General features: G+C 54.0%; 31 protein-coding genes. 17 read left to right on the top strand and 14 right to left on the bottom strand.

What is annotated here, in order from left to right:
* Position 1 precedes the first annotated feature (1 nt).
* The 9 genes from ACR0I1_RS16415 (at position 2) to ureG (ending at position 5,350) form a co-directional block, all read left to right on the top strand.
* Positions 2–769 carry an urease accessory protein UreD gene (locus tag ACR0I1_RS16415; protein ID WP_480707324.1) on the top strand — a complete coding sequence of 256 codons (768 nt, stop codon included), beginning with the start codon at positions 2–4 and terminating at the stop codon, positions 767–769.
* 1 nt (position 770) lies between these two features.
* Positions 771–1,073: an urease subunit gamma gene (locus ACR0I1_RS16410; RefSeq protein WP_170392784.1), complete on the top strand. Its 303-nt coding sequence runs from the start codon at positions 771–773 to the stop codon at positions 1,071–1,073.
* Positions 1,074–1,087: 14 nt separating this feature from the next.
* Positions 1,088–1,249 (top strand): peptidase M23, encoded by a 162-nt coding sequence (locus ACR0I1_RS16405; protein ID WP_170392785.1) that lies wholly within the window; start codon positions 1,088–1,090, stop codon positions 1,247–1,249.
* Positions 1,246–1,551: an urease subunit beta gene (locus ACR0I1_RS16400; RefSeq protein WP_170392786.1), complete on the top strand. Its 306-nt coding sequence runs from the start codon at positions 1,246–1,248 to the stop codon at positions 1,549–1,551. The genes ACR0I1_RS16405 and ACR0I1_RS16400 overlap by 4 nt, the downstream gene beginning before the upstream one ends.
* A complete protein-coding gene (gene ureC, locus ACR0I1_RS16395; protein ID WP_480707322.1) occupies positions 1,551–3,260 on the top strand; it encodes an urease subunit alpha in 1,710 nt (569 codons plus the stop codon). The genes ACR0I1_RS16400 and ureC overlap by 1 nt, the downstream gene beginning before the upstream one ends.
* Positions 3,261–3,381: 121 nt before the next feature.
* Positions 3,382–3,606: a DUF1127 domain-containing protein gene (locus ACR0I1_RS16390; RefSeq protein WP_170392788.1), complete on the top strand. Its 225-nt coding sequence runs from the start codon at positions 3,382–3,384 to the stop codon at positions 3,604–3,606.
* Between the two features lie 28 nt (positions 3,607–3,634).
* Positions 3,635–4,087 carry an urease accessory protein UreE gene (gene ureE, locus ACR0I1_RS16385; protein WP_170565436.1) on the top strand — a complete coding sequence of 151 codons (453 nt, stop codon included), beginning with the start codon at positions 3,635–3,637 and terminating at the stop codon, positions 4,085–4,087.
* Positions 4,071–4,724: an urease accessory protein UreF gene (locus ACR0I1_RS16380; RefSeq protein ID WP_480707320.1), complete on the top strand. Its 654-nt coding sequence runs from the start codon at positions 4,071–4,073 to the stop codon at positions 4,722–4,724. The genes ureE and ACR0I1_RS16380 overlap by 17 nt, the downstream gene beginning before the upstream one ends.
* Positions 4,721–5,350 carry an urease accessory protein UreG gene (gene ureG / locus ACR0I1_RS16375; protein ID WP_170636300.1) on the top strand — a complete coding sequence of 210 codons (630 nt, stop codon included), beginning with the start codon at positions 4,721–4,723 and terminating at the stop codon, positions 5,348–5,350. The genes ACR0I1_RS16380 and ureG overlap by 4 nt, the downstream gene beginning before the upstream one ends.
* Positions 5,351–5,420: 70 nt before the next feature.
* Here the strand turns inward: ureG and ACR0I1_RS16370 are convergent, their stop codons facing one another.
* The 10 genes from ACR0I1_RS16370 to ACR0I1_RS16325 form a co-directional block, all read right to left on the bottom strand.
* Positions 5,421–6,545, bottom strand: coding sequence for a cytochrome-c peroxidase (locus ACR0I1_RS16370; RefSeq protein ID WP_480707318.1), 1,125 nt, complete (start codon positions 6,543–6,545; stop codon positions 5,421–5,423).
* Positions 6,542–6,847 carry a hypothetical protein gene (locus tag ACR0I1_RS16365; protein ID WP_480707316.1) on the bottom strand — a complete coding sequence of 102 codons (306 nt, stop codon included), beginning with the start codon at positions 6,845–6,847 and terminating at the stop codon, positions 6,542–6,544. Before ACR0I1_RS16365 ends, ACR0I1_RS16370 begins: the two co-directional genes overlap by 4 nt.
* Before the next feature lie 68 nt (positions 6,848–6,915).
* Entirely contained in the window at positions 6,916–7,722 is an 807-nt protein-coding gene (locus ACR0I1_RS16360; protein WP_170513215.1) for an amidohydrolase family protein, read from the bottom strand.
* Between the two features lie 21 nt (positions 7,723–7,743).
* Entirely contained in the window at positions 7,744–8,610 is an 867-nt protein-coding gene (locus tag ACR0I1_RS16355) for a dioxygenase family protein (RefSeq protein WP_480600828.1), read from the bottom strand.
* A 10-nt stretch (positions 8,611–8,620) separates the two neighbouring features.
* The gene (locus ACR0I1_RS16350; RefSeq protein WP_170565456.1) at positions 8,621–9,925 is read right to left on the bottom strand and encodes a TRAP transporter large permease; all 1,305 of its coding nucleotides are present in this window, start codon (positions 9,923–9,925) and stop codon (positions 8,621–8,623) included.
* A complete protein-coding gene (locus tag ACR0I1_RS16345) occupies positions 9,922–10,473 on the bottom strand; it encodes a TRAP transporter small permease subunit (protein WP_170392797.1) in 552 nt (183 codons plus the stop codon). The genes ACR0I1_RS16350 and ACR0I1_RS16345 overlap by 4 nt, the downstream gene beginning before the upstream one ends.
* 30 nt (positions 10,474–10,503) lie before the next feature.
* Complete coding sequence (locus ACR0I1_RS16340; protein WP_480707314.1) at positions 10,504–11,577, bottom strand: C4-dicarboxylate TRAP transporter substrate-binding protein; 1,074 nt, start codon at positions 11,575–11,577, stop codon at positions 10,504–10,506.
* Positions 11,578–11,612: 35 nt separating this feature from the next.
* On the bottom strand, positions 11,613–12,068 hold the full coding sequence (locus ACR0I1_RS16335; RefSeq protein ID WP_170513201.1) for an OsmC family protein: 456 nt from the start codon (positions 12,066–12,068) through the stop codon (positions 11,613–11,615).
* 18 nt (positions 12,069–12,086) lie between these two features.
* Positions 12,087–12,752: a malonic semialdehyde reductase gene (locus tag ACR0I1_RS16330; RefSeq protein WP_170392800.1), complete on the bottom strand. Its 666-nt coding sequence runs from the start codon at positions 12,750–12,752 to the stop codon at positions 12,087–12,089.
* The gene (locus ACR0I1_RS16325; RefSeq protein ID WP_170392801.1) at positions 12,749–13,633 is read right to left on the bottom strand and encodes a fumarylacetoacetate hydrolase family protein; all 885 of its coding nucleotides are present in this window, start codon (positions 13,631–13,633) and stop codon (positions 12,749–12,751) included. The genes ACR0I1_RS16330 and ACR0I1_RS16325 overlap by 4 nt, the downstream gene beginning before the upstream one ends.
* 84 nt (positions 13,634–13,717) lie before the next feature.
* Here ACR0I1_RS16325 and ACR0I1_RS16320 point away from each other — a divergent pair, with 84 nt between their 5' ends.
* The 4 genes from ACR0I1_RS16320 (at position 13,718) to ACR0I1_RS16305 (ending at position 15,549) form a co-directional block, all read left to right on the top strand.
* Positions 13,718–14,104, top strand: coding sequence for a YciI family protein (locus tag ACR0I1_RS16320; RefSeq protein WP_170392802.1), 387 nt, complete (start codon positions 13,718–13,720; stop codon positions 14,102–14,104).
* Between the two features lie 42 nt (positions 14,105–14,146).
* Positions 14,147–14,812, top strand: a complete 666-nt coding sequence (locus tag ACR0I1_RS16315) for a GntR family transcriptional regulator (RefSeq protein WP_480707312.1) — start codon at positions 14,147–14,149, stop codon at positions 14,810–14,812.
* A 335-nt stretch (positions 14,813–15,147) separates the two neighbouring features.
* Positions 15,148–15,315 carry a malonyl-CoA decarboxylase N-terminal domain-containing protein gene (locus tag ACR0I1_RS16310; RefSeq protein ID WP_480707310.1) on the top strand — a complete coding sequence of 56 codons (168 nt, stop codon included), beginning with the start codon at positions 15,148–15,150 and terminating at the stop codon, positions 15,313–15,315.
* Between the two features lie 54 nt (positions 15,316–15,369).
* The gene (locus ACR0I1_RS16305) at positions 15,370–15,549 is read left to right on the top strand and encodes a malonyl-CoA decarboxylase domain-containing protein (protein WP_480707308.1); all 180 of its coding nucleotides are present in this window, start codon (positions 15,370–15,372) and stop codon (positions 15,547–15,549) included.
* A gap of 123 nt (positions 15,550–15,672) precedes the next feature.
* Here ACR0I1_RS16305 and ACR0I1_RS16300 read toward each other — a convergent pair whose 3' ends face one another.
* On the bottom strand, positions 15,673–16,059 hold the full coding sequence (locus ACR0I1_RS16300) for an ectoine synthase (protein WP_480707306.1): 387 nt from the start codon (positions 16,057–16,059) through the stop codon (positions 15,673–15,675).
* Positions 16,060–16,070: 11 nt separating this feature from the next.
* Positions 16,071–16,796, bottom strand: a complete 726-nt coding sequence (locus ACR0I1_RS16295) for an SDR family oxidoreductase (RefSeq protein ID WP_480707397.1) — start codon at positions 16,794–16,796, stop codon at positions 16,071–16,073.
* 136 nt (positions 16,797–16,932) lie between these two features.
* Here ACR0I1_RS16295 and ACR0I1_RS16290 point away from each other — a divergent pair, with 136 nt between their 5' ends.
* Positions 16,933–17,811: a LysR substrate-binding domain-containing protein gene (locus ACR0I1_RS16290; RefSeq protein ID WP_480707304.1), complete on the top strand. Its 879-nt coding sequence runs from the start codon at positions 16,933–16,935 to the stop codon at positions 17,809–17,811.
* 331 nt (positions 17,812–18,142) lie between these two features.
* Here the strand turns inward: ACR0I1_RS16290 and ACR0I1_RS16285 are convergent, their stop codons facing one another.
* Positions 18,143–18,529: an excinuclease ABC subunit A gene (locus ACR0I1_RS16285; protein WP_255612012.1), complete on the bottom strand. Its 387-nt coding sequence runs from the start codon at positions 18,527–18,529 to the stop codon at positions 18,143–18,145.
* 329 nt (positions 18,530–18,858) lie between these two features.
* Between ACR0I1_RS16285 and ACR0I1_RS16280 the strand changes: the two genes are divergently transcribed.
* Complete coding sequence (locus tag ACR0I1_RS16280) at positions 18,859–19,047, top strand: hypothetical protein (protein WP_170395992.1); 189 nt, start codon at positions 18,859–18,861, stop codon at positions 19,045–19,047.
* A gap of 253 nt (positions 19,048–19,300) precedes the next feature.
* Here ACR0I1_RS16280 and ACR0I1_RS16275 read toward each other — a convergent pair whose 3' ends face one another.
* Positions 19,301–19,864, bottom strand: a complete 564-nt coding sequence (locus tag ACR0I1_RS16275) for a hypothetical protein (RefSeq protein ID WP_223117591.1) — start codon at positions 19,862–19,864, stop codon at positions 19,301–19,303.
* A gap of 31 nt (positions 19,865–19,895) precedes the next feature.
* On the opposite strand from ACR0I1_RS16275, the gene ACR0I1_RS16270 reads away from it, so the two are divergent.
* Both ACR0I1_RS16270 and ACR0I1_RS16265 read left to right on the top strand, forming a co-directional pair.
* Positions 19,896–20,471: a hypothetical protein gene (locus ACR0I1_RS16270; protein WP_480707302.1), complete on the top strand. Its 576-nt coding sequence runs from the start codon at positions 19,896–19,898 to the stop codon at positions 20,469–20,471.
* Between the two features lie 134 nt (positions 20,472–20,605).
* A complete protein-coding gene (locus ACR0I1_RS16265) occupies positions 20,606–21,250 on the top strand; it encodes a PepSY domain-containing protein (RefSeq protein WP_480707300.1) in 645 nt (214 codons plus the stop codon).
* Positions 21,251–21,276 lie beyond the last annotated feature (26 nt).

Below are 21,276 nucleotides of genomic sequence, written 5' to 3'. Positions count from 1 at the left end.
TTTGAGTACCAAGCAATTGGGTGACAGAACGGTGCTGAACAAGTTTCGCCAGTCCGGGTCTTATAAATGTCTGTTCCCCAGAACCAACACACCTGATCTTGACGCGGTTCTTCTTAACACGGCAGGCGGCGTAACCGGAGGCGACTCATTTCGACTTTCCGGTAAGGCAGCAAAAGGAACGGCGCTGACTTTGACAACACAAGCGTGCGAGCGCGCCTACAAGGCCAAGCCGCAAGAATGTGGCCAGATTACCAATCATCTGACTGTTGAGACTGAAGCCCGGCTGAACTGGTTGCCGCAAGAGACTATTCTGTTCAATGGCAGCGCTCTGGAGCGACGCCTGAAAATCGAGATGGCGCCAGATGCCGAGATGCTGATGGTAGAGCCGCTGGTCTTCGGCCGTATTGCGATGGGCGAGACGCTGACCGATATCCGTCTAAACGATCGGATCGAGATACGGTACCAAGGAAAAAAGGTGTTCCTTGACGCGATCCAGTACTCGGGTGATTGGCACAAACATCTGTCCAAACCGCATATTGCAAACGGCGCGGGTGCGATGGCGTTGATCGTCTTTGTATCGGAGTCAGCCGAAGGTCATCTGAATGCCATTCGTCAGATGCTGCCCGACACAGCAGGTGCGACTATGATCCGCAATAACCTGTTGGTTGCTCGTGTTCTTGCCGAAAACAGCTTTGCCCTCCGTCGCACATTGATGCCGATCTTGCGTCGGTTGAACAAAGACACGCTGCCTCGATGCTGGATGCTTTGACATGAACCTGACCCCTCGCGAAAAAGACAAACTGTTAGTCGCCATGGCCGCCGAAGTCGCCCGCAAACGCCTGGACCGCGGCGTCAAACTGAACCACCCCGAGGCGATCGCCCTGATCACCGATGCCGTGGTCGAAGGTGCACGCGATGGGCGTTCAGTTGCTGACATGATGCAAGCCGGGGCCGAGGTGATCACTCGAGAGCAATGCATGGAAGGTGTGCCCGAAATGATCCACGAAGTTCAGGTCGAAGCCACCTTTCCAGATGGCACCAAGCTGGTGACCGTCCACAACCCCATTCGCTGAAAAAGGAAACCAATATGACACGCATGCTTTTCCCCGCCCTGATCTTCGCTGGCCCGGCAGCCGCCCATAACGGAACGCATATCCACGCGCACGGCACCGATTATGCGGCGATGGGCGTTGGACTGGCGGTTGTTGCGCTGGCTGCTGTCGCGCTGATCACAAAGCTGAACAAATGATCCCCGGGGAGCTGTTCCCGGCTGATGGTGAAATTACCCTGAACCCCGACACTGATGCGATCACTTTGATGGTCGCCAATACCGGCGACCGCCCGGTTCAGATCGGCTCACACTACCATTTCGCCGAAACCAACCCGGCGCTCGACTTTGACCGAACTGCCGCGCGTGGCCTGCGCCTGGACATTGCGCCAGGCACCGCTGTGCGGTTCGAACCGGGGCAGGCCCGCGAAGTTTCGCTGATCCCGATCAGTGGTGCGCGCAGGGTCTACGGCTTCAATCAAAAGGTCATGGGGGCACTCTGATGCCAGCAAAGATCAAGCGCTCAGACTACGCCGCGATGTTCGGCCCGACCGCAGGGGACAAGCTGCGGTTGGCCGACACCGATCTTGTGATCGAGGTCGAACATGATCTGACCAGCTATGGCGAAGAGGTCAAGTTTGGTGGCGGAAAGGTAATCCGCGACGGGATGGGGCAATCTCAGACCACGCGCGCCGAAGGCGCTGTGGATACGGTCATCACTAATGCTCTGATCGTTGATCACTCGGGCATCTACAAGGCCGACGTTGGCCTGAAAGACGGGCGGATCGCCAAGATCGGCAAGGCGGGAAACCCCGATACACAACCCGGTGTCGACATCATCATAGGACCCGGAACCGAGGCCATTGCTGGCGAGGGTCGTATCCTGACGGCAGGTGGGTTCGACAGTCATATCCACTTCATCTGCCCGCAACAGATCGAAGACGCGCTGCATTCCGGCCTGACAACCATGCTGGGCGGGGGCACAGGTCCTGCGCATGGGACATTGGCCACCACTTGCACCCCCGGTCCATGGCATATCGGGCGGATGTTGCAGGCGGCGGATGCTTTCTCGATGAATCTAGCCTTTGCGGGTAAGGGCAACGCTTCGCTGCCTGCCGCGCTCGAAGAACAGGTCAAAGCCGGAGCCTGTGCCCTGAAACTGCACGAGGACTGGGGAACCACCCCGGCCGCCATTGATTGCTGCCTGTCGGTGGCCGACGCGATGGACGTGCAGGTGATGATTCACACCGACACGCTCAATGAATCAGGCTTTGTCGAAAACACCGTGGCGGCCATGAAGGGTCGCACTATCCACGCCTTCCACACCGAAGGCGCAGGCGGAGGCCATGCCCCGGATATCATCAAGATCTGCGGCGAGAACCACGTTCTGCCGTCCTCGACCAATCCCACGCGGCCCTTCACCGTGAACACGGTTGAGGAACATTTGGATATGCTGATGGTCTGTCACCACCTCGACAAATCCATCCCCGAGGACGTGGCCTTTGCCGAAAGCCGCATCCGGCGTGAGACAATCGCAGCCGAGGATATACTGCACGACATGGGCGCCTTCAGCATCATCGCTTCTGACAGTCAGGCCATGGGGCGCGTAGGCGAAGTTCTGATCCGCACCTGGCAAACCGCTGACAAAATGAAAAAACAGCGCGGACGTCTACCCGAAGAAACCGGTGAGAACGACAACTTTCGCGTCCGCCGCTATATTGCCAAATACACGATCAACCCTGCTATTGCCCATGGGCTCAGCTACGAGATCGGGAGCATCGAGGAAGGCAAACGCGCCGACCTCGTCCTTTGGAACCCGGCCTTTTTCGGGGTGAAGCCCGAGATGGTTCTGCTGGGCGGCACCATAGCCTGCGCGCAAATGGGCGATCCCAACGCGTCGATCCCTACACCGCAGCCGGTTTATAGTCGGCCGATGTTTGGCGCTTACGGACGGTCAGTGGAAAACTCGGCGATCACATTTGTCTCGCAGGCGGCCCATGCGGATGGGATCGGTGATACACTGGGATTGGCAAAGCAAACCGTCGCCGTCCAAAACACGCGAGAAATTGGCAAGCAGGACCTTCTGTTGAACAACGCGACACCGCATGTCGAGGTCGACCCGGAAACCTACGAGGTGCGTGCGGATGGCGAATTGCTGACTTGCCAACCCGCCGAAACGCTGCCGATGGCGCAACGATATTTTTTATTCTGATCAAAAAATGTGCTGCGTTGCGGCGGGTGCAAGGCAGCAATGACCAAATACGCACTTCTAAGTGAGGCCAATATGACAGATATAAAAACCCATGGGAGGACCAACGTTTACGAGGGTCCAAATGGCACACTCAGCAACACATACAAACACGCGCTTTTCGCTGGCCGGTTTAATCGTATCCATCGGGTCGTCAATTTACTCGGCCCTGATCAGCGTAGCCGAAGCTCAATCTCGCGTCCGGCAAGTCGAATTCCTGCAATCGCTCAGCGACGAAGAGCTGAAAAACCGCGGTCTGACGCGCGAACGGATCGTGCACCGAGTGTTCTCGGACTCAATCTGGCTCTGACTATTCCCGCTGCAGAGGAGGTGATGGTATGACCGCCCTGCTCTGCACTGCGCGCCAGTATTCGGATCACACGCATGGCGATCCGGCAGACTGTCTCTCGTTGACCTACGACGACCGTTTTTTGCGGCGTAAGGTTCTTACCTGCGAAAGCGGTGAACAGATTCTCATCGATCTCGCGCAAACGACCTCACTGAACCACGGTGGCGCGTTGGTTTTGGACGACGGTCGCGAAGTGGAAATACAGGCGGCACCGGAAGTGTTGCTGGAGGTAACAGCCCCGGACCTGACACGTATCGCCTGGCATATCGGCAATCGGCACACGCCTTGTCAGATAGAAAAGACCCGCCTGTTGATCCAGGTCGATCACGTCATCCGTGATATGCTTCTTAAAATCGGAGCAAAAGTGCGAGAGGTGAATGAACCATTCACCCCAGAAGGCGGGGCCTATGGCCACGGCAGGACCCATGGCCACACTCACTGACGCCGACATCCTGACGCTGACACAATGGTTGTCCCCTGCCTATCCTGTAGGGGGGTTTGCCTACTCTCACGGGCTTGAAGCTGCGATTGACGGGGGAACTGTCGCGAATTCTCGGGATACTGAAGCCTGGATTTCAGATGTGCTGGAACATGGCTCTGGGTGGAATGATGCTGTGTTCGTTGTGGCGGCCTTCAACGCGCATGACAAAGAAGAACTGATCAACGTCGATATCGCGGCGCGCGCCTTTTGTGCGACATCCGAAAGGCTCATGGAAACCGAGTTGCTGGGACAGGCCTTCGGAAACGTCACTAAAGGTGTCTGGGAATTGGACCTTGGGCAATTCACCTACCCCGTCTCGATTGGACGGGCTGCAAGACTTCAAAACCTTCCCTTGCAGCTGACGACCAAGATGTTTCTGCAAGCATTCGCAAGCAACCTTGTCGCCTGTGCGACGCGTCTTGTACCACTGGGACAGACCGATGCGCAGCGGTTGATCCGCCAGCTGACACAGTTGTGTGCCCAGATTGCTGAAAGGGCAAAAAAGGCGAGCCTGGATGAGTTAAGCTCTACCGCGTTCTTGGGGGACATTGCGGCCATGAAGCACGAAACACAATATTCGAGGATTTTCCGCACATGACCAGTATGAACGGCCCGCTTCGCGTAGGTATTGGAGGCCCAGTAGGAGCCGGAAAAACCACTTTGACCGCCGCCTTGTCTGAAGCGCTGCGCGATGTCTGTTCGGTGGGAGTTATTACTAACGACATATATACGCAGGAAGATGCCGAAGCGCTGATGCGCATGCAGGTCCTGCCGCGGGACAGGATCATCGGCGTCGAAACTGGCGGTTGCCCGCATACAGCAATTCGCGAAGACGCCTCGATCAATTTGGCCGCCGTCGCCGAGATGCAGACACGTCATCCGGATCTCGATATTGTTTTGATTGAAAGCGGAGGCGACAATCTATCAGCCACATTCAGCCCGGAACTGGCGGATCTGACCATCTACGTGATCGATGTCGCTGCAGGCGAAGAAATACCCAGGAAAGGCGGGCCGGCGATTACGAAATCAGACATCCTCGTAATCAACAAGACCGACCTTGCACCGCATGTTGGCGCTTCGCTGCAAGTTATGGAACGTGATGCGAAAATGATGCGTAAAGGAAGGCCCTTCTTGTTTTCGTCACTTCGTCACAGAAGCGGGGTCGACGCAATTGTGGATCTGCTTGTGAAAGGCGGAGGTTTAAGAGTTTCGGAAGCGAATTAATCCCCGAGACGAAGAGGCTAAGATAGCTCGCCAATTAGCCCATTCCCAAGCCCTTAACACCAGTGCTTTATTAAGAATCCTTGGAGAGCGTGACCAAAAACGCAACTAAGTCTGCAATCTCCTGCTCAGACAAATTCAATTCCGAAAGAATGGCTTCACCATCGGCGTGCAGCCTTTCAGTATCAATTTTGCTGTAATGCCGTATCACAGATTTCAGATCACCTAAGCTGCCGTCATGCATGTAAGGAGCGGTTTCAACCACTCCCCGCAGGCTGGGCGTCCGAAAGGTCCCAAAATCAGAATGGCTCCTGCGTACATTTCGCACGGCCCAGGCACCTTTCTTTTCCGGATCGTCGTTCCAGTCGCTGTCCAGTGTGTAGGGGCTTGAGAGTAAAATGTTCAATCCTCCGAACCGACCTTGGTCAACCTCGGTTTCATTCAGAAAATATGGCACACCTGCGTCATGGAACTCGTTGTTGGAAAACCTCGGACCGTTGTGGCAAAATACGCATTTTCCGCGCCCTAAAAAGAGCTGAAGACCTCGCTGAGCTGCTTCGGGGTATTCCTTAGCCGCTGCAACATCTCGGCGCTCCAAAGCATCGCGAAAATCGTCAAATATCGTCCGGTCGGTGGCTAAGCTCTCCAAGTAAGCAGAAAGAGCTTTTGCAGTATTTACCAGAAAAAGTTCAGGGCTTTGATCCTGGAGGTGACCAAATATGGCTTCAAAATCATCAATGTAGGTACTTTCAGAGATAGCTATCTTTAGGCTTTCGGCACTATGCGCCATCTCTTGTTCTTCGATGATCGGATGCAGGCTGGCTGCCCAAAGATTATCGCTTTTGCCGCCCCAACCATACCAGCGCAGCCCGGCAAGGTTTCGCAGTGATGGTGTGTTTCGATTTAACAAATCACGACCGAGTGCCCGCGCCTCCGGCGTCGTAAATGCCTGATCAGGATCATGACAACTTGCACAGGAAAAGGCACCATCGACTGATAACACCGGATCGTTGAATAAAGCCTGTCCGAGCTTGATTGCCGTGGCGTCTTTGGAAAACCTATTGCTTGGATCCGACTGGAAGGATGGTGGCCACGGCCCAAAGGACAACGTCTGTTCAATTTCGTCTTCGGTCAACAAGACATCTGCACGTACTGCCCCGGTCAGAAAAATTAGCGCAGCTGTCATCCACAGCTTCATTTCAGCGCAATTTCTGACGTGTAGAAAACCGATTGGCCACTGACGTCGACATCGATTTGCAGCTCCCACAAACCCGGCATGTGAAACAACATATCATCAATTCTGAACACTCCGCCGTCCAATGCGGTAACCTTGGGAGTATAGTTCATACCATGTTGATGAGCGGGCATGATTGCATCCACACGCATTTGGCCCACAGCAGTTTCACTACAAACTGAAACCAACACCGAAAACGGTTGGGCCAACGGAATTTCGTCGACCGTCAGATAAACCTTGGGTGCGTTTTGAACTTCCGAACTCATGCGTTGCCCCGTCGCTTCACAAGCAACCGCCGCGCTGGACCATATAAAAAACCAAACAGTGCAGTGGGTCATTCTGATGCCAGCAAACGTTCTGCGTTAGCATATGCAATGTTGTCTGCGATCTGGTCCGGCAGCAAATCCAACCATTCACGCGAAAAATCGGCATGAGGGCCTACGTAGTACCAACGTTCAGGTGCGAACGTATCCGTACCGACCATGAACCTATCGGGATGGGCTTGGAACGCAGCCCTCCAATCCGGGTCGACACGGCCTCGCGAAACCATGTCCGAACGAAATGCCAGATCGGCCCATAGCCCGGGATAGATGTCTAGCGCATCGACCACACTGGCTGGATCGTCAAACCCAGAATGGGCCCACAATACCCGAGCTTCCGGCCATGTTTCGAAGATCAAATCAACGGCCTCGCGATCACCATGGTGGTGCAGGATTAGGTTCCGCTCTTTCGCCAGTGCAATCATGCGTTGGATGACCGGCGTTTTGATGTCATCTCCGTAAGCGTGAAACTCGCCGATGGCCTCGTAGTTGTTTTTTGCCAGGTTTGTTTCCAGATACTCGATTACAGTTTCATCGTGCATCCAGGTGTTGATCTCACCGCGACGACGATAAGGGCGAAGCGCCGGAACAACGATGTCCGGTGCCACGGCCAACAATAGCTGAGTGCCATTGTCATCCGAGCTGGAAATCAGCGCTTTACGCACGCCTGCATCTCGAAGGATTTCGGCCACCTGTTCAGGTGGAACCAGTTTGACGGCATCGTGGCTGTAGTGAATATGTGCGTCAAAGATCGGTCGCTGTTCTGCGACGGCGGTACTGCAAAATAACGCTGCACTTAAAATGGAGATATGTTTCAGCACCTCAAGCCTCCTCAATATCATTCAGACCCTGGCAAGCGTCACGTCGAAATTCACGTGCAAGAAAGGTTCGGCGATCTTACCAGAAAGCTCCATGCCATCGGGAAATTCTGATGCAGGTCGTTCAACATATGTCATTACCAGATCGTCCCGAACGCCAAAGACAGTATCCTGATCTAAATAGGGATCATTGTCCGGAAAAATCTCCGTCACGAGTGAGCGATACCCGGGGGCTTTGACGATAAAGTGCAAGTGCGAGGGCCTCCATGGATGGCGACCACAAGAGCGCAGAATATCACCGACTGGCCCGTCAGACGGCACGGTGTATTCAACTGGTTTAACTGTGGTGAACGCATATCTGCCATCATCGCCAACTGACATCAGCCCGTGGAAAGAATAGGTGTCCTGTTCTTCATCCTGACTGGCGTAGAGGCCGTTGGGTGCCGTTTGCCAGATATCCAGTTCTGCCCCGGCAATAGGGTTACCTTCGGTATCGCGGATCACGCCCTCTGCAAGTAGAACCGGCCCGCCGTAGTGACGCTTCATATCGCCACCGATTGGCAGCGGGGGGGCGCCCGAGACGTGAAATGGACCTAAAACGGACGAACTGGTCGCATCGGCACTGGAATGCAGCATATCAACCAATGACGACAGGCCCAACACGTCCGAGGCTAGCACGAATTCATGCCTATCCTCTGTTTCCACCGCAGCGCAGCCTTCCAGAAACGCAATCCCGGCCCGCCATTCGTCATGCGTCAGGTTGGTTTCCCGCGCAAAGTCGTGGAGGTGTTTGACCAGGGAGCCCATGATTTCACGCATCCGTGGATCAGTATCTTTGGACAGGTACCCCATGAAGACGTCGGTGATATTGTCTTTGGTGACAGAGCGCATCTTGTCCTCCTTAAATCAGGGCAAGGCTGAGGATCGGGAACTCGATCAGAATGAACAGAACGATCAGCATCACGAACGCAAAGGGAAGTGCGCCCATGAACACGTCCTTAAGTGATATGCGGTCATCGTTAATCGTGGATTTGATAACGAAGCAGGATATACCCAAAGGTGGTGTCAAGAGACCAATTTCAGCCCCGACCACGGTGATAATGCCAAACCATATCAGCGACATATCAAGCGCTTCGGCCATGGGCAGGAACAGCGGTACCACAATCAGAATGATCGACGCGGTGTCGAGCAATGTTCCCAGAAACAGCATCAACAGAACATAGAGCAGCATGATCGACCAGAAAGATGCGGAATTCCCCGCAAGCAGATCCTGTAGTTGATTGGGCAGCCCGGCCAGCCCCAGCATGCGGCTGTAGATTGAAGCGGCCGTGATCAGGAACAGGATCGCGGCTGTGATGTGACCGGTTTCCAGCAACGCGTCCCAGAATGCGCGTGGTGACATCGACTTACGGGCAACCGCGATGATTAGCGCAACGAGAGCTCCGGCGGCCCCTGCTTCTACGGCAGTCAACCAACCTGTGTAGATACCACCAAGGACGATGGTAATGATGAACAGTGTCGGCAGGGTTTTGGAGGCTATCTCGCGCCCTGACATCCACTCGGTGTCTTCGACAACGCGGCCACCGACGAATGCTGGGGTGAAACGACCCATAACCCAAATCGCGCCTACATAAGCGATCGCCAGCATGATCCCCGGAATAACCCCCGCAAGGAACATGTCCCCTACAGATTGCTCGGCGACAAAGGAATAGATGATCAGCATCGCCGAGGGCGGGATGATCATCCCCAAAACCGAAGACCCGGCGACCACGCCAACAGCAAACCGTGGGTTATAAGCCTGCGCCATCATCTGCGGGACCGAGACCTTGGTGAACACGGATGCGGAGGCTATTGACGACCCAGTCACTGCGGCAAAGACGGCGTTGGCTCCAACGGTTGCCATACCGATACCGCCTTTGACCTTGCGAAATCGCATGGTCATGACTTCGTAGATGTCCCTGCCCAACCCGGCTTTTGAGACAATGAGCCCCATGAAAGTAAACAATGGGATGGTTGCAAAGCTGTATTCCATCGCGCTGTCGCCGACCGCCACTTTCAGCAGGTTGAGCGCAAGCGTGAAATTGTCCCGCATCAGCCAGATCGACACGAACGAGACCACGCCCAATGCGATGGGAATGTAAACGCCTGCGTAAATCAGAAAGACGATGGCTATGACCGAGATCAGGCCAATCTCAATCGGCGTCATTCTGCGGCCTCGTCATGTTCAGGTGCACGAATTAGATGCGGGCGGTCCTGCGCCGTGACAACCTTGAGAAGGAAGATCACGCAGGCAAGCGCAGTACCGCACGCGATGACCAGTTTGACCGGCCACCATGGCAGAGTGAAAAGACCCGGAACTCCGAAGTAGTCCTGTGTCTCCCACATATGCAGGAACTCGGGAAAGGTTACATAAGCAATCAGACCCATGAAGATTGCGGAGATGGCATTGATAATGCGCCTCAGGTTGGCCGTTAGCCCAGGACGGCGGTGGTGTAGCAGGTTCAGAAACCCGTCCGAGCGCGTCAGCCGATCCACTCTGACTACGTCGGCCAGCTGCAAAAAAACGATCATCACGACCGAAAATTGCACCATTTCATAGGTGCCACGCAGAGGTGCCGAAAACAGACCGCGCGCAATGACGTCGACATTCAGAATGACCACCAACGCAAGGACGACAAGCGTACCCAATGCGTTGGCGGCGATAGCAAGCGAATTGGCGACCCGCGACAAGCCAGCAACTGCGGTCTTCAGCATGAAAGGCCCCTTTCGTGGATCGCCAGACTGTTACTCGGCTGTCCAGTCACGCACTCCGGTAAAACCGGCGTCCTGCAGCTTGCCGAGATAAGCGGCCAGTATCGCGTCGCCTTGTTCACCGTTCTCATTCAGTGTGGCTGCCCATTCCTGTGCTACATTTGGCATTGCGTTGGCCCAGGCCGCTCGGTCTTCGTCCGAAACTTCGACAATCGTCCCGCCGGCTTCGGTGTATGCGTCCCTTGAGGCCGCAGCCCGGTCCATAGCGATGCCAGCCACATGATCACGGTAGTCAATTGCGACGGCCTGCAGAACGCCTTTGACTTCATCCGGCAACTTTGCCCAATAGTCAGAATTCACCGTGATCGTCTTGGAGTTCACGGCACCCAAGTCAGCTTTGAGCATGTAAGGAGCTACTTCGGCGATCTTGAAGGTCTTGGCTGCTTCAGGCCACAGCATCGCACAATCAACAAGGCCGGTTTGCAGCATATTGTAGAAATCGGTCAGGCCACCACGAACCCCCGCGGCATCTTTGATACCTTCGAGATATCGGAGGTTCAGTCCCGCCCCTGCCACTTTTCGGCCTTCCAGATCAGAAACAGCCGAGACCGGCTCTGTACAAAAAACCTGATAAGTATCGAGCACTACACCGGTCGCCAGATAGACTTGGTTCTGCGCAGCGAACTCATTTTGCATCGCTGGGTATTCGCGCGCGATCTCATCCACGGCTTTGGCTACCGCGCGAGAGTCCGATGACACGAAGGGGGTCGACCCCGATATCCCCTGACTGGGCAACTTGGACGAATGGAAGATAGTTGTGACAATGCCGATGTCGCCAAGGCCAAGCTGGATCCCTTCCAGCACGCCCTTCGGCTTTACGATCGAACCGCCATAGTTCTCTTGCCAGTTCATCTTGTAGTTGCCGGAGTCGGCCAGCCGCTTGTCCACTTCTGGAATGAAGAAGTTGGTGAATTCTTTCACCCACAAGGCCCGATCGGGATAGCCATCAATCACGACGGCGGAAATGGTCTCTTCTGCTGCAAGAGGCAACGTCATGGTGCCTGCCAGAGCAAATCCCATTAGGCTGCGTTTAGTCCAGTTTTTCATTTCTCTCCTCCCAGAAAGTCGGGTCCTGTCGATTTTTATTGGTTGGTTTTGACCCAGTTGACGGTCAGGTCCGTGCCTGCCGCTTGAAACAGTTTTGCGATGGCGCAATACTTGGCTGTCTCCTCGCCCACGCGTGTCAGATCCTCCTGACTGGCGGGCGTATCGCACTTCACAGTGAGTTCGATTTCGGGAAACGGAACATCGATCTCCTCTTCCATCAGGACACCGCGCCGATCCAGCCTGCATTTCGCGTCGATTGTCACAGTGCCGAGGTCAACTCCCAACCGATGTGCGTTCTTGTGCCCGATGACATTCGTACAGGCGATCAGGGCCGCCATTGCGGTTTCGGTCGGAGACGGGCCAAGATTTGTTCCGCCTCGTTCCACGGGCTCGTCGATAATCACGTCCAGATCGCGAATTGGTATCTCAGTCCGCGCGTGTGTCGGGCATTGAGCTGTCGTACGGTAGGTTACGACAGGTTTCACTTTCATCGCCACAGGATCACCTCCTCATGCATAAGAGCAAACCTTTTCGAATGAGAAGCGAGGCAGCTTGTGAAACAATCCTGTTTCGTCTGCGTAGCCCAGATTGCAAAGAAAGTTCGACTTGAGCGTCGTACCCGCGAAGAATTCCTCGTCGACGATCTTGTTTGAAAAGCCAGACATGGCGCCGACGTCCAACCCAACCGCACGCGCGGCGATCATGAAGTAAGCGCCCTGAAGCGTTCCATTGCGAAACGCTGTATCGGCTACATATTCGGGATTATTTTCGAAAAGTGACCGTCGATCTTCGTGCGGGAAAAGAAAAGGTAATTCCTTCCAGAAGTCCATGTCATAAGCAATGATCGCAGTGACCGGCGCATCCATCATCTTTGGCACGTTCTTCGGCTTTAACGACTTAGCTAGGCGCTCTTTTCCTTCCGCACTTTTAACGAAAACGAAGCGGGCGGGCAGCGTGTTCATGCTGGTCGCGCCGTTGATCGTGATTTCATAGATCTCTTCAAGCAATTCGTTAGAAACAGCCTTGTCGGTCCAGGCGTAATGAGATCTGGATTCGCGGAGGATCAGAGCAATTGCGTCGTCTGAAAGACGTGGAATGCGCTCGCGCAGATCGCGATGATCTTGCTGCGCCTTAGCGCGAAGTGCCTCCAGCTCTGCCCCGGTTGGTGCGCTCATGCTGCGGCCACCTTAGTCTCGGCGTCCTTTTCGTCGATGACGGGGCTGGCGCATATGCCGATGCCCTCAATCTCGACCTCGACGGTTTCACCCGGCTTCAACCAACGTGGATTGGGCTTTTTGGCGTGACCAACACCCGGCGGCGTACCCAACGCAATCAGATCACCGGGTTCGAGAGTGGTATATTCCGAGATCGTGGCGATGACCTGAGGGACCCCCCAGATCATGTTGGCGGTGTTCGAGCTTTGCAGGATTTCGTCCCCCACTCGGCTTTCGATTTTCAGGCCGGATGCTCCCTCCGGCAAGTCTTCCGGCGTTACAGTGAAAGGGCCGATCGCGCCTGTGTCATCGAAGTTTTTGCCGGGCGTCCATTGAACGGTTTTACGCTGATAATCCCGCAGCGACCCGTCGTTAAACACGGTGTAGCCGAAGACATAATCCAATGCGTCCTCTTCCGAGATATGACGGCCGCGTTTTCCAACGATCAGCATAAGCTCGGCTTCGTAGTCGAGTTTCTCGGAACAGGTAGGCCGCACCATAGGTTGCCCTGCCGCCATGATCGAATTCTTCCCACGCATAAACAGCGTCGGATACTCCGGGATATCATACCCGCCTTCCTTGATGTGGTCCGTGTAGTTCAACCCCATGCAAATGATCGTTCCGGGAGCGGCAACGGGCAATGCCGGAGTGATGGAAGACACGGGCACACTGTCTGCCGCGTCAATTTTGGGGGCAAGTGAGTCGGCCAGTTCAGGCTTGGCTATCAAACCCATCAAATCCGAACCGACGACAGGGTTCAAAGCCGTTAGATTCACTGCGTTTTCACCGTTTACAGCAAAAACCGCTGTGCCATCCAAAGTCTCTCCCACCAGGTATTTCATTTTCACCATCCATGTCAGTTCACTTGATTTTTGCCGACTATTTTGCAATATGTCAAATAATATCGATATTTTTGGAGAACGCAAATGGTTGCCTGGGCGAACTACAAATCAGAAGCAAAAAGCCGTGGTGCACTTGCTTTGGAACTCTACGTAGTACTCAGCACGCCTGCCAAAAAACCCGAAGATGTAAAGGCGTCGCTACCTGACCACCTGGCCTATCAGACACAGCTTGAACGCGCGGGACAGCTGGCTTTTGCAGGGCCAATGTCGGATGAGACTGGTGAGCACATGCAAGGAATGGGCCTGATTATCTATCGTGCTGACAGTCTTGAGGCTGCCCGAAAACTGGCCGAGGACGATCCGATGCACCAAAGCGGTGCGCGCGAATTTGAACTTCGGCGCTGGATGATCAACGAAGGCTCGCTGAGCCTTTCAGTTGGCCTATCGACTGGAACGAGTGCCCTCAGTTAAGAGCAATCAAAAGTTTTGCCGCGAACAAAGGAACGGTCGGATATGGACGCCATGCTTGATACTGAGGGCAAAGAGACATCAGCCACGCATGGCGCGTATCGAAGGCTGCGCGACATGATCTTGACCGGAGAATTACCTCCGGGACAAAAACTCAAGATCGAGCAGCTTCGGGGGCTTTTGGACACCGGCGCTAGTCCGGTTCGCGAAGCGCTTAGCCTTTTGACATCGGACATGTTGGTCGAGCGGATTGATCAGCGCGGATTTCGCGCAGCACCAGTCAGCAAATGTAATTTCGAAGAAATACTTCTGTTGCGCTGCAACCTTGAGGAAACCGCGTTGCGCGCCTCTATCACCAACGCGGATGAGGCCTGGGAAGATCGGCTTGTTTTGCGTCACCATCATATGAAAAAGGCCGGCCAGAACGGCGCGCGTGACTTTGAAGACGCTCACAAGGCGTTTCATATGGCCTTGTTGGACAATTCGAATCTGCCGTTGCTTATGCGGTATTGCTCGCAGCTTTACGACCTGAACATTCGCTATCGCTATCTGGCGGCTGGCGGTTCGAGCTACAAGAAGCGGGACATTGCCGCTGAGCACCAGCAAATCTTGGACGCCGCACTGAACCACGACGCGGACAGCGCAACTCGGCACCTGGTTGATCACTATCGTCGAACAGGCGAATACCTGAGTAGTCAGATGGAGCCCTGAAATGCAGCGGGATTGGTTTCTAGGTGACCTATTAAACCAACTGCTAGACCGTCCTGACAAAACGTGAGCCAAGGATGATAAACGATCCATTGCCTAGTTATTTGAGCGCTTCTGTCCGCAGACCGTGAAGTATCGGGTTTCACGATGGTGTCTACGATTCTTGATCGCTTCCAAACTCTGGATGATGCGGAGAAACTAAACTTATTTGCCTGTTTGAAGAGCTATCTAGAGCTAGACGCCGATCAGCTTTTCCAAACGGCGCGCCGCTACGACACTGATCGAAGTGTGAGTCTTTATAAAGGCTTAGTGAAGTTTCAGGGCCAAGGCGGCAAGAGTTGTTGCGACGGTTGAACCAGCCGTCTGGTGCGACGCAGGAACTTGTGGCCATGCGCGTCGACATGCTGCGCTTTCTCCAATCCAACCCGGAACTCAAGCGAACAGATATTTATTTCGTCCATTTGTTTTGCAGCCGATTCAATTTAGGCTTCTTTGTCCTAAGGTAAATCAGCCGGGATAGCCCCGCCCGTTTTCTTGACAAGATCGTCGCCTATGAGGCGATGCACGAGATCAACGATCTGGACGATTTGGGGCGAATGCGCTATCCGCCAGATTGTCGTTATTTTGCGGCCTTTCATCCTGCGTTCCCAGAGGCGCAACTGATATTCGTTGAGGTCGCTCTTACTGCTGTTATCCCAGATACGATTGACACGCTTCTATCAACGCTGCTGCGACACTAACCACGGCCAAGAAAGGCAGCAAAGTAATGTTAGCCGGTTTACCGTTCTGTTTTTACTGCTTGTTGCCGCTTTCAATTACGCCCTTGCGACCGGATTTTGTTTTTCTGCTAATAGCTGCCCCGGTTAGGTTCCCGGGCCGTAGCTTCCGTCTTCGCGGTGCACTTCACGCCCGCTGAGCGGTGGAGTGAAGACACAGACAAGCCTCAGGTCGGCCTTTGTGGCTTGCACCACATGCCTGTCATGTTGATCCAACGCGTAAAGGGTGAATGGCACAAGGGCATGCCAGGTTTCATCGTCGGCTGCTCTGATCCTGCCCTTACCCTCGATACAATAGCACGCCTCCAGATGATGGGTGTATTCAAGCTCCAACTCTGCACCCCGGTTGATGAGTGTGTCAGTGAGCGTGAACTCCATACCATCTGAGGCCAGAAGCAGCCGTCTGCTGTTCCAGCCCGGGCCAAAGACGTCCCGCTCTGTTCCAAGAATATCTTTGAGTGCTCTGACAATCATTTCACTGTTCTCTATCGGACCGCGCGGTTCATGCCTCCGTCAGACAGTATGCTCTGGCCGTTGATATAGCGAGCTCCTTCGCTGGCGAGAAACACGCAAGCTTGTCCAATTTCTTCGAACGTTGCGGGCCGCTGAGCGGGGATTTCCCGGCGAGCCTGTTCGGACAGGTTCACGTTCTCGCAGAACCCCGGCAGCAGGTTGTTCATGCGAATATTGTGCCGTGCATATCGGTCCCCGTAAAGCTTTGAGAAACTATGCAATGCTCCACGCAGCATGCTCATGGGATAGGGCGCACGTGGCTCGATTGTGTTCATGGATGAGATATTAACGAATGCACCACCGCCTTGTTCGATCAGAATGGGCGTGACGATACGGGCGATCTTGACGACATTTAGCACATACATGTCCAGACTTTCGTGCCATAACTCGTCGCTGAGTTCCAAAAGCGGTCCGTCAAAGTCAGGATCGAAGCCAACGGTTTTGATGGCCTCAGGCACGGATCCGCCATGCCCCATGTTACTGACAATGGCATCAATCCGGCCGTACTCGCGCATAGTGTCGTCAACCAACGCCTGCAGATCATCCGCATCAAGAACCGAGCCTCGACGGCCAATGCCGCCAAGCTCTTCCGCCAACGCTAACGAACGATTGGACGGGGACATTAAAGAGAGTTTGTAGCCGGCTTTAGCCATTTCAACGGCGCACCCTCGGCCGATGCCTTGCCCCGTACCTGTCATGAGCGCAACTTTGAAAGCTGACATGTGACCTTCGTCCAAATAAACCCGTGAGATTTCTTAGAGTCGCCCCGTTATAACTCTTTGTAACCAATAAATCCTATCGATTTTATTTGATAAGCCTGTTAGTTTTTCTCACATGTCGAAAAGCCTTAGACATCTTCGCGCCCTTCAGGCCTTTGACGAGACCGCGACACATTCCAGCCTGACCAAGGCAGCGGGCGTGTTGAACGTAACGCATGGGGCGATCAGCCGGCAGATCAAATTGCTGGAGCAGCATCTTGGCGTAACGCTCTTCCACCGCCACCCCAATGGCGTAAATCTTACAGACGCCGGGGAACGCCTGCATCAATCAACGCGTGGAGCGTTTTCTGCGTTGCAGATGGGCGTGATAGAGGTGAGACGCCTTCATCAACGCCAGTCGATCACAGTGTCTTTGTCGACGTCCCTGGCCCTGAAGTGGCTTGTGCCATTGCTGAGTTTGTTTCAGCAAGAGCACCCGGAAATTGCGCTATTGCTGGATACAAATGATACCTTTGCAGATTTCGACAGGTCCGATGTCGACGTTGCGTTAAGGTTTGGAGAACCCGGTTGGGATGGGCTTTATCATGAGCAAATCAGACAAGAGGAATTGATCGTCGTCGCTGCACCAACGCTCGTCGAAAAATCACAGCTTCCGATGCGCGCCGAGGATGTGGCAAACTTACCATTGTTGCATGACAACTTCAACGCAGGTTGGGACAGTTGGATCATACAAGTTGGGCTGGACGCGGATCACATTAAGGCGCGGAACATCAATTTTGTGGACAGCGCCGTCCTTCTAGAAGCGGCGATCGACGGCCAAGGCGTCGCCTTGGCGAGACACCTCTTGGCGGAGAGAGACCTTAAGCTTGGCCGGCTAATTCGCTTGGACGAAAGCCGCGTTCCATTGAACCGGGGCCTCTACTTAGTTTGTCGCCCAGGAGATCAAGATCGGGTCACAGTAAGAGCCTTCAAGAATTGGCTGATGTCTATTTAGAGCTTGGGCTATTTTGATGGCAGCAAAAACGGCCCCTGGTTCGTGTGTCACACATACCCATTTTGCAACTCATCTAATGTGCCCAACAGATTTGTAGTCGATGTACCGTCCAATAAACCGCAAACATCTCTGAACGGATGTATTGCGAAGCGATCTCTAGTTGAATGATCAGCTCGCTTACGGACCAAACGAAACACTACTTCAATAGCCAGATAGCAGTAATTGATCCTTCACGCGAAGAATGTCAGTTTCTACCCCCCACACCTTTGACTGCCGCAATCCAACCGAATGGCGGCAAAGAGAGATGCAAGTAAGTGAACGATAACATCTATCAATTCAGAATGTCGGCGATTGCCCCTATCAGGTTCAGCACTTCATGTGTTTCACGGTTTACTTCGTAAACATAATCTCCGGCACGCACGTAATATCCGTTGCGCCGTAGTCCCCAACGGCTGGGATCATCAATGCGGACATACCCATCATAGATGTAATCGCCACGTCGATATTTCTTTGCCTGTCCGGGCGGTACGCACGGGATTGCCTTTTTTGCCAAGCCCGGCGGACAATGTCCGGATTTGGATTTCACATGGATCGGCGAGGTGGCGCCGGTTCCGCTAACGTGCCCCGTGCTAAGGCTCCACAAGCTGACACTGGCGTTCGCAAATGACGCGCCTTGCACGGTAAGTGCCACCGCTAGAATCCCAACAATCTTTTTCATTCCCAGCGCCTTTTTCAGCTTCTTAGCCTAGATATGATCTTGAATGGGCCTTAGCGAGTTCATAAGCGAAGAGTCGCTTTCCGATGCAGCAGTTTGTTCACGAGCTGAAATCATCGGCTGCGATTGTCATCGCAAATTCAACTAAAGCATCAAAACGGGATGTTCTTCCTCCATCTGGTCGCCCGCCTATTCGTTTGTCTTTATTTCGCGAACAACATTAACTGAACGTGAACAATGTATTCTCAGAGTGTTCAAACAGTCTCAGGCATAGTGACGGTGTTGGATCAATAGGGACGTTGTTCCGTTTGATCGCTGACAAGGGGAAACGCATGATCAAGTCTGCCTTTGTGACTGAAGAGTCCAGCACAACAGCTGTGATGCAAACCTCCGGCAAAATCGCCGGAGAACGTTTGTCAACCACCACCAAATCGAGCAGTGGTCGCTTCCCTCCTATCGAAAATGCATTAACACAGATCGTCAAAAACAAGCGGCTTTCCGAGGCACATAACAACGTCTGAAGGCAGTTCAGCAGACCCCCAAACAATTCCCGGTATTCGTCCTAGATATTGGAATTGAAAACTAAATCCCGCTCCAGTTATGGGGCGGGATTTCTTTCTTATGCCTTTGGGAAAAAGGGCGTAGCCCTTGATTTGCAAAAGTATCCGGCCAGCCGCTACCCATCCTGTGAAGCCTTTGGCTGACCCGGGCTTTAGTACTTCCGTGAGTGGTCAGTACTGAGGGTTGATTGACGCAGAGAGCCGTTGTCTTTCGTTACAGACCCAACAGCGCCTTTACCTCATGTTCAACGGCGTCGGTCACGGGCTTGTTTGCGGCGGCTTCTAGGGCTTCCCGTTCGGTCAATTCCTGTTCCTCGACCTGGTCAGCCAGTTCTTGCACCTGTTCAGCCGCTTCTTCGTATTCGACGGCAGCCTGACGTTCATCGTTCAGGTCCTGCGCTGCTTCGATCGAAGAGTCCAAATCAGCGCGGGCTTCATCCAATTGCTCCTCAATCTCTGGGTCTGTTCCCCCTGCGTCTTCCAGAGCTTGTTCGAGATCCTCGACGCGTTCCTGGTTTTCCTGGACTTCACTCAACGCGGCTTCCAGGTCTTCTTCAATCTCAGGAACAGTCCGCTCCGGCGGCTCCAAGCCAGCGAGCTCTTCCAATTGTTCCTCAAGCTCTTCGCGCAAGGGTTCTCCGGCCAACACGGTATCTCGATAATTGGCAATTCGGCCTACGCGGGAATTGGGTGCTGCATTTTCTAATGCAGTTGCGCTGGCGTTGGCGGCATTGAGCGCCCCTAACTCAGACGGGTGGGCACCAAGAAGTGCCGCCATCTTGTTCCCCTTTTCCCTGACCGCTGGGCGAATGGACTCTTCGACAATTACTGTTTTCGAAGGCTTCTTGTACGTCCTGGGCTTTTGTTTGCTACCGCTGGTGGTCGAGCGTTTTCCAGATGTGGCAACCGTTCTCGACTTGCCTTTGCCGCTAAAGATATCCTTCAAGGAAAAACGACCGCCCTTGCCCAAAGCAGAGCGCGAAGATTTTGTCTTGGATTTCCCGGTGTTTCGGCCACCAAGACTTTTGTCGGCACCTTTCTTTCCGCCTTTGTTACCGGCGAAACTGTGGTCACCACGATCTCCGCTGGCGGAGTTCCCTTTGCCATCGCTATTGCCTTTTCCGCCGCCGTTGCCTCTACCGTTTCCTTTATCGCCGCCTTTGCCGTTGCCTCCACCGTTACCCTTTCCACCGCTATTGCCTTTGCCCTCCTTTGCAAATGCAATATCCGGCACCGCAACGGTAGCTACGATGGCTGTAGATCCCAACAACGCGATTGCCAGGGTCGATGCTTTTAGCAGTCTCAAACTGGTGATTTTCATATCGACCTCCTCGGTTGAAATCAGCGGGTATCAGTTTTCTGAAACAACTCGCTATGTTCAATAGTCTCGATTCACGCACGAATCCCCAATGCTTCTTGCCATTTAACTTGAGGGTGCTTGAACGCAGGGCTAACTGCTTGTTCATCATCGGTTCATGTCGAAAGACGTAGTCTCTAGCCGCGAAATACGAGGACTTTCATGCGCGCGAAGGTGATCTTGGTGGTAGCAAGCCTGATTGTTGCTTTGCCTGTTGGGGAAGCGGCTGCCCAGACACGCGAGCTCAAGCAAGGTGAACTGCGCAAAGCGACCCTGACCGGGGACACCATTCGTTTGAAACGGGTTATCAAAGGTGTCGAAAAAGCCTATGGCGGCACCCCTGTCGATGCGCGCGCGTTTCAGGCTGATCAAATTTACTATCGTATTCTAGTCAAAAAGCCCGATGGAAAAATTGTCAGTGTCATTGTGGATGCACAGACCGGTACAGTCGTTTCCAATCGATCCAGTGTTGGGCGTCAAATATCGAAAGCAGCCCGTTCGAACCCCGCCAACGCCAACAACAGCCGCGACACCAACAGCAATCGTGGAGCTTCTGCGAGCCGTGGAAACAACGGCAAAAGCGGTGGCAATAGCAATGCTGGTGGAAACGGCGGCGGCAATGGCAACGGCGGTGGCAATGGCAACGGCGGCGGCAATGGCAACGGCGGCGGCAATGGAGGTGGAAATGGTGGTGGAAACGGAGGAGGTAATAGCGGTGGTAACGGCAGCGGCAATGGTGGCGGAAACAGCGGTGGAAACGGCGACGGCAACTCTGGCGGGAACGGCAAGGGCAACGGTAAAAAATAGGGCTTAAACCAAAGCAGTTGTGACTG

It is taken from the genome of Ruegeria sp. B11, from assembly GCF_056539785.1.
The sequence above is the reverse complement of the archived record's forward strand: the minus strand, read 5'-3'. Positions and strand labels throughout refer to the sequence as shown.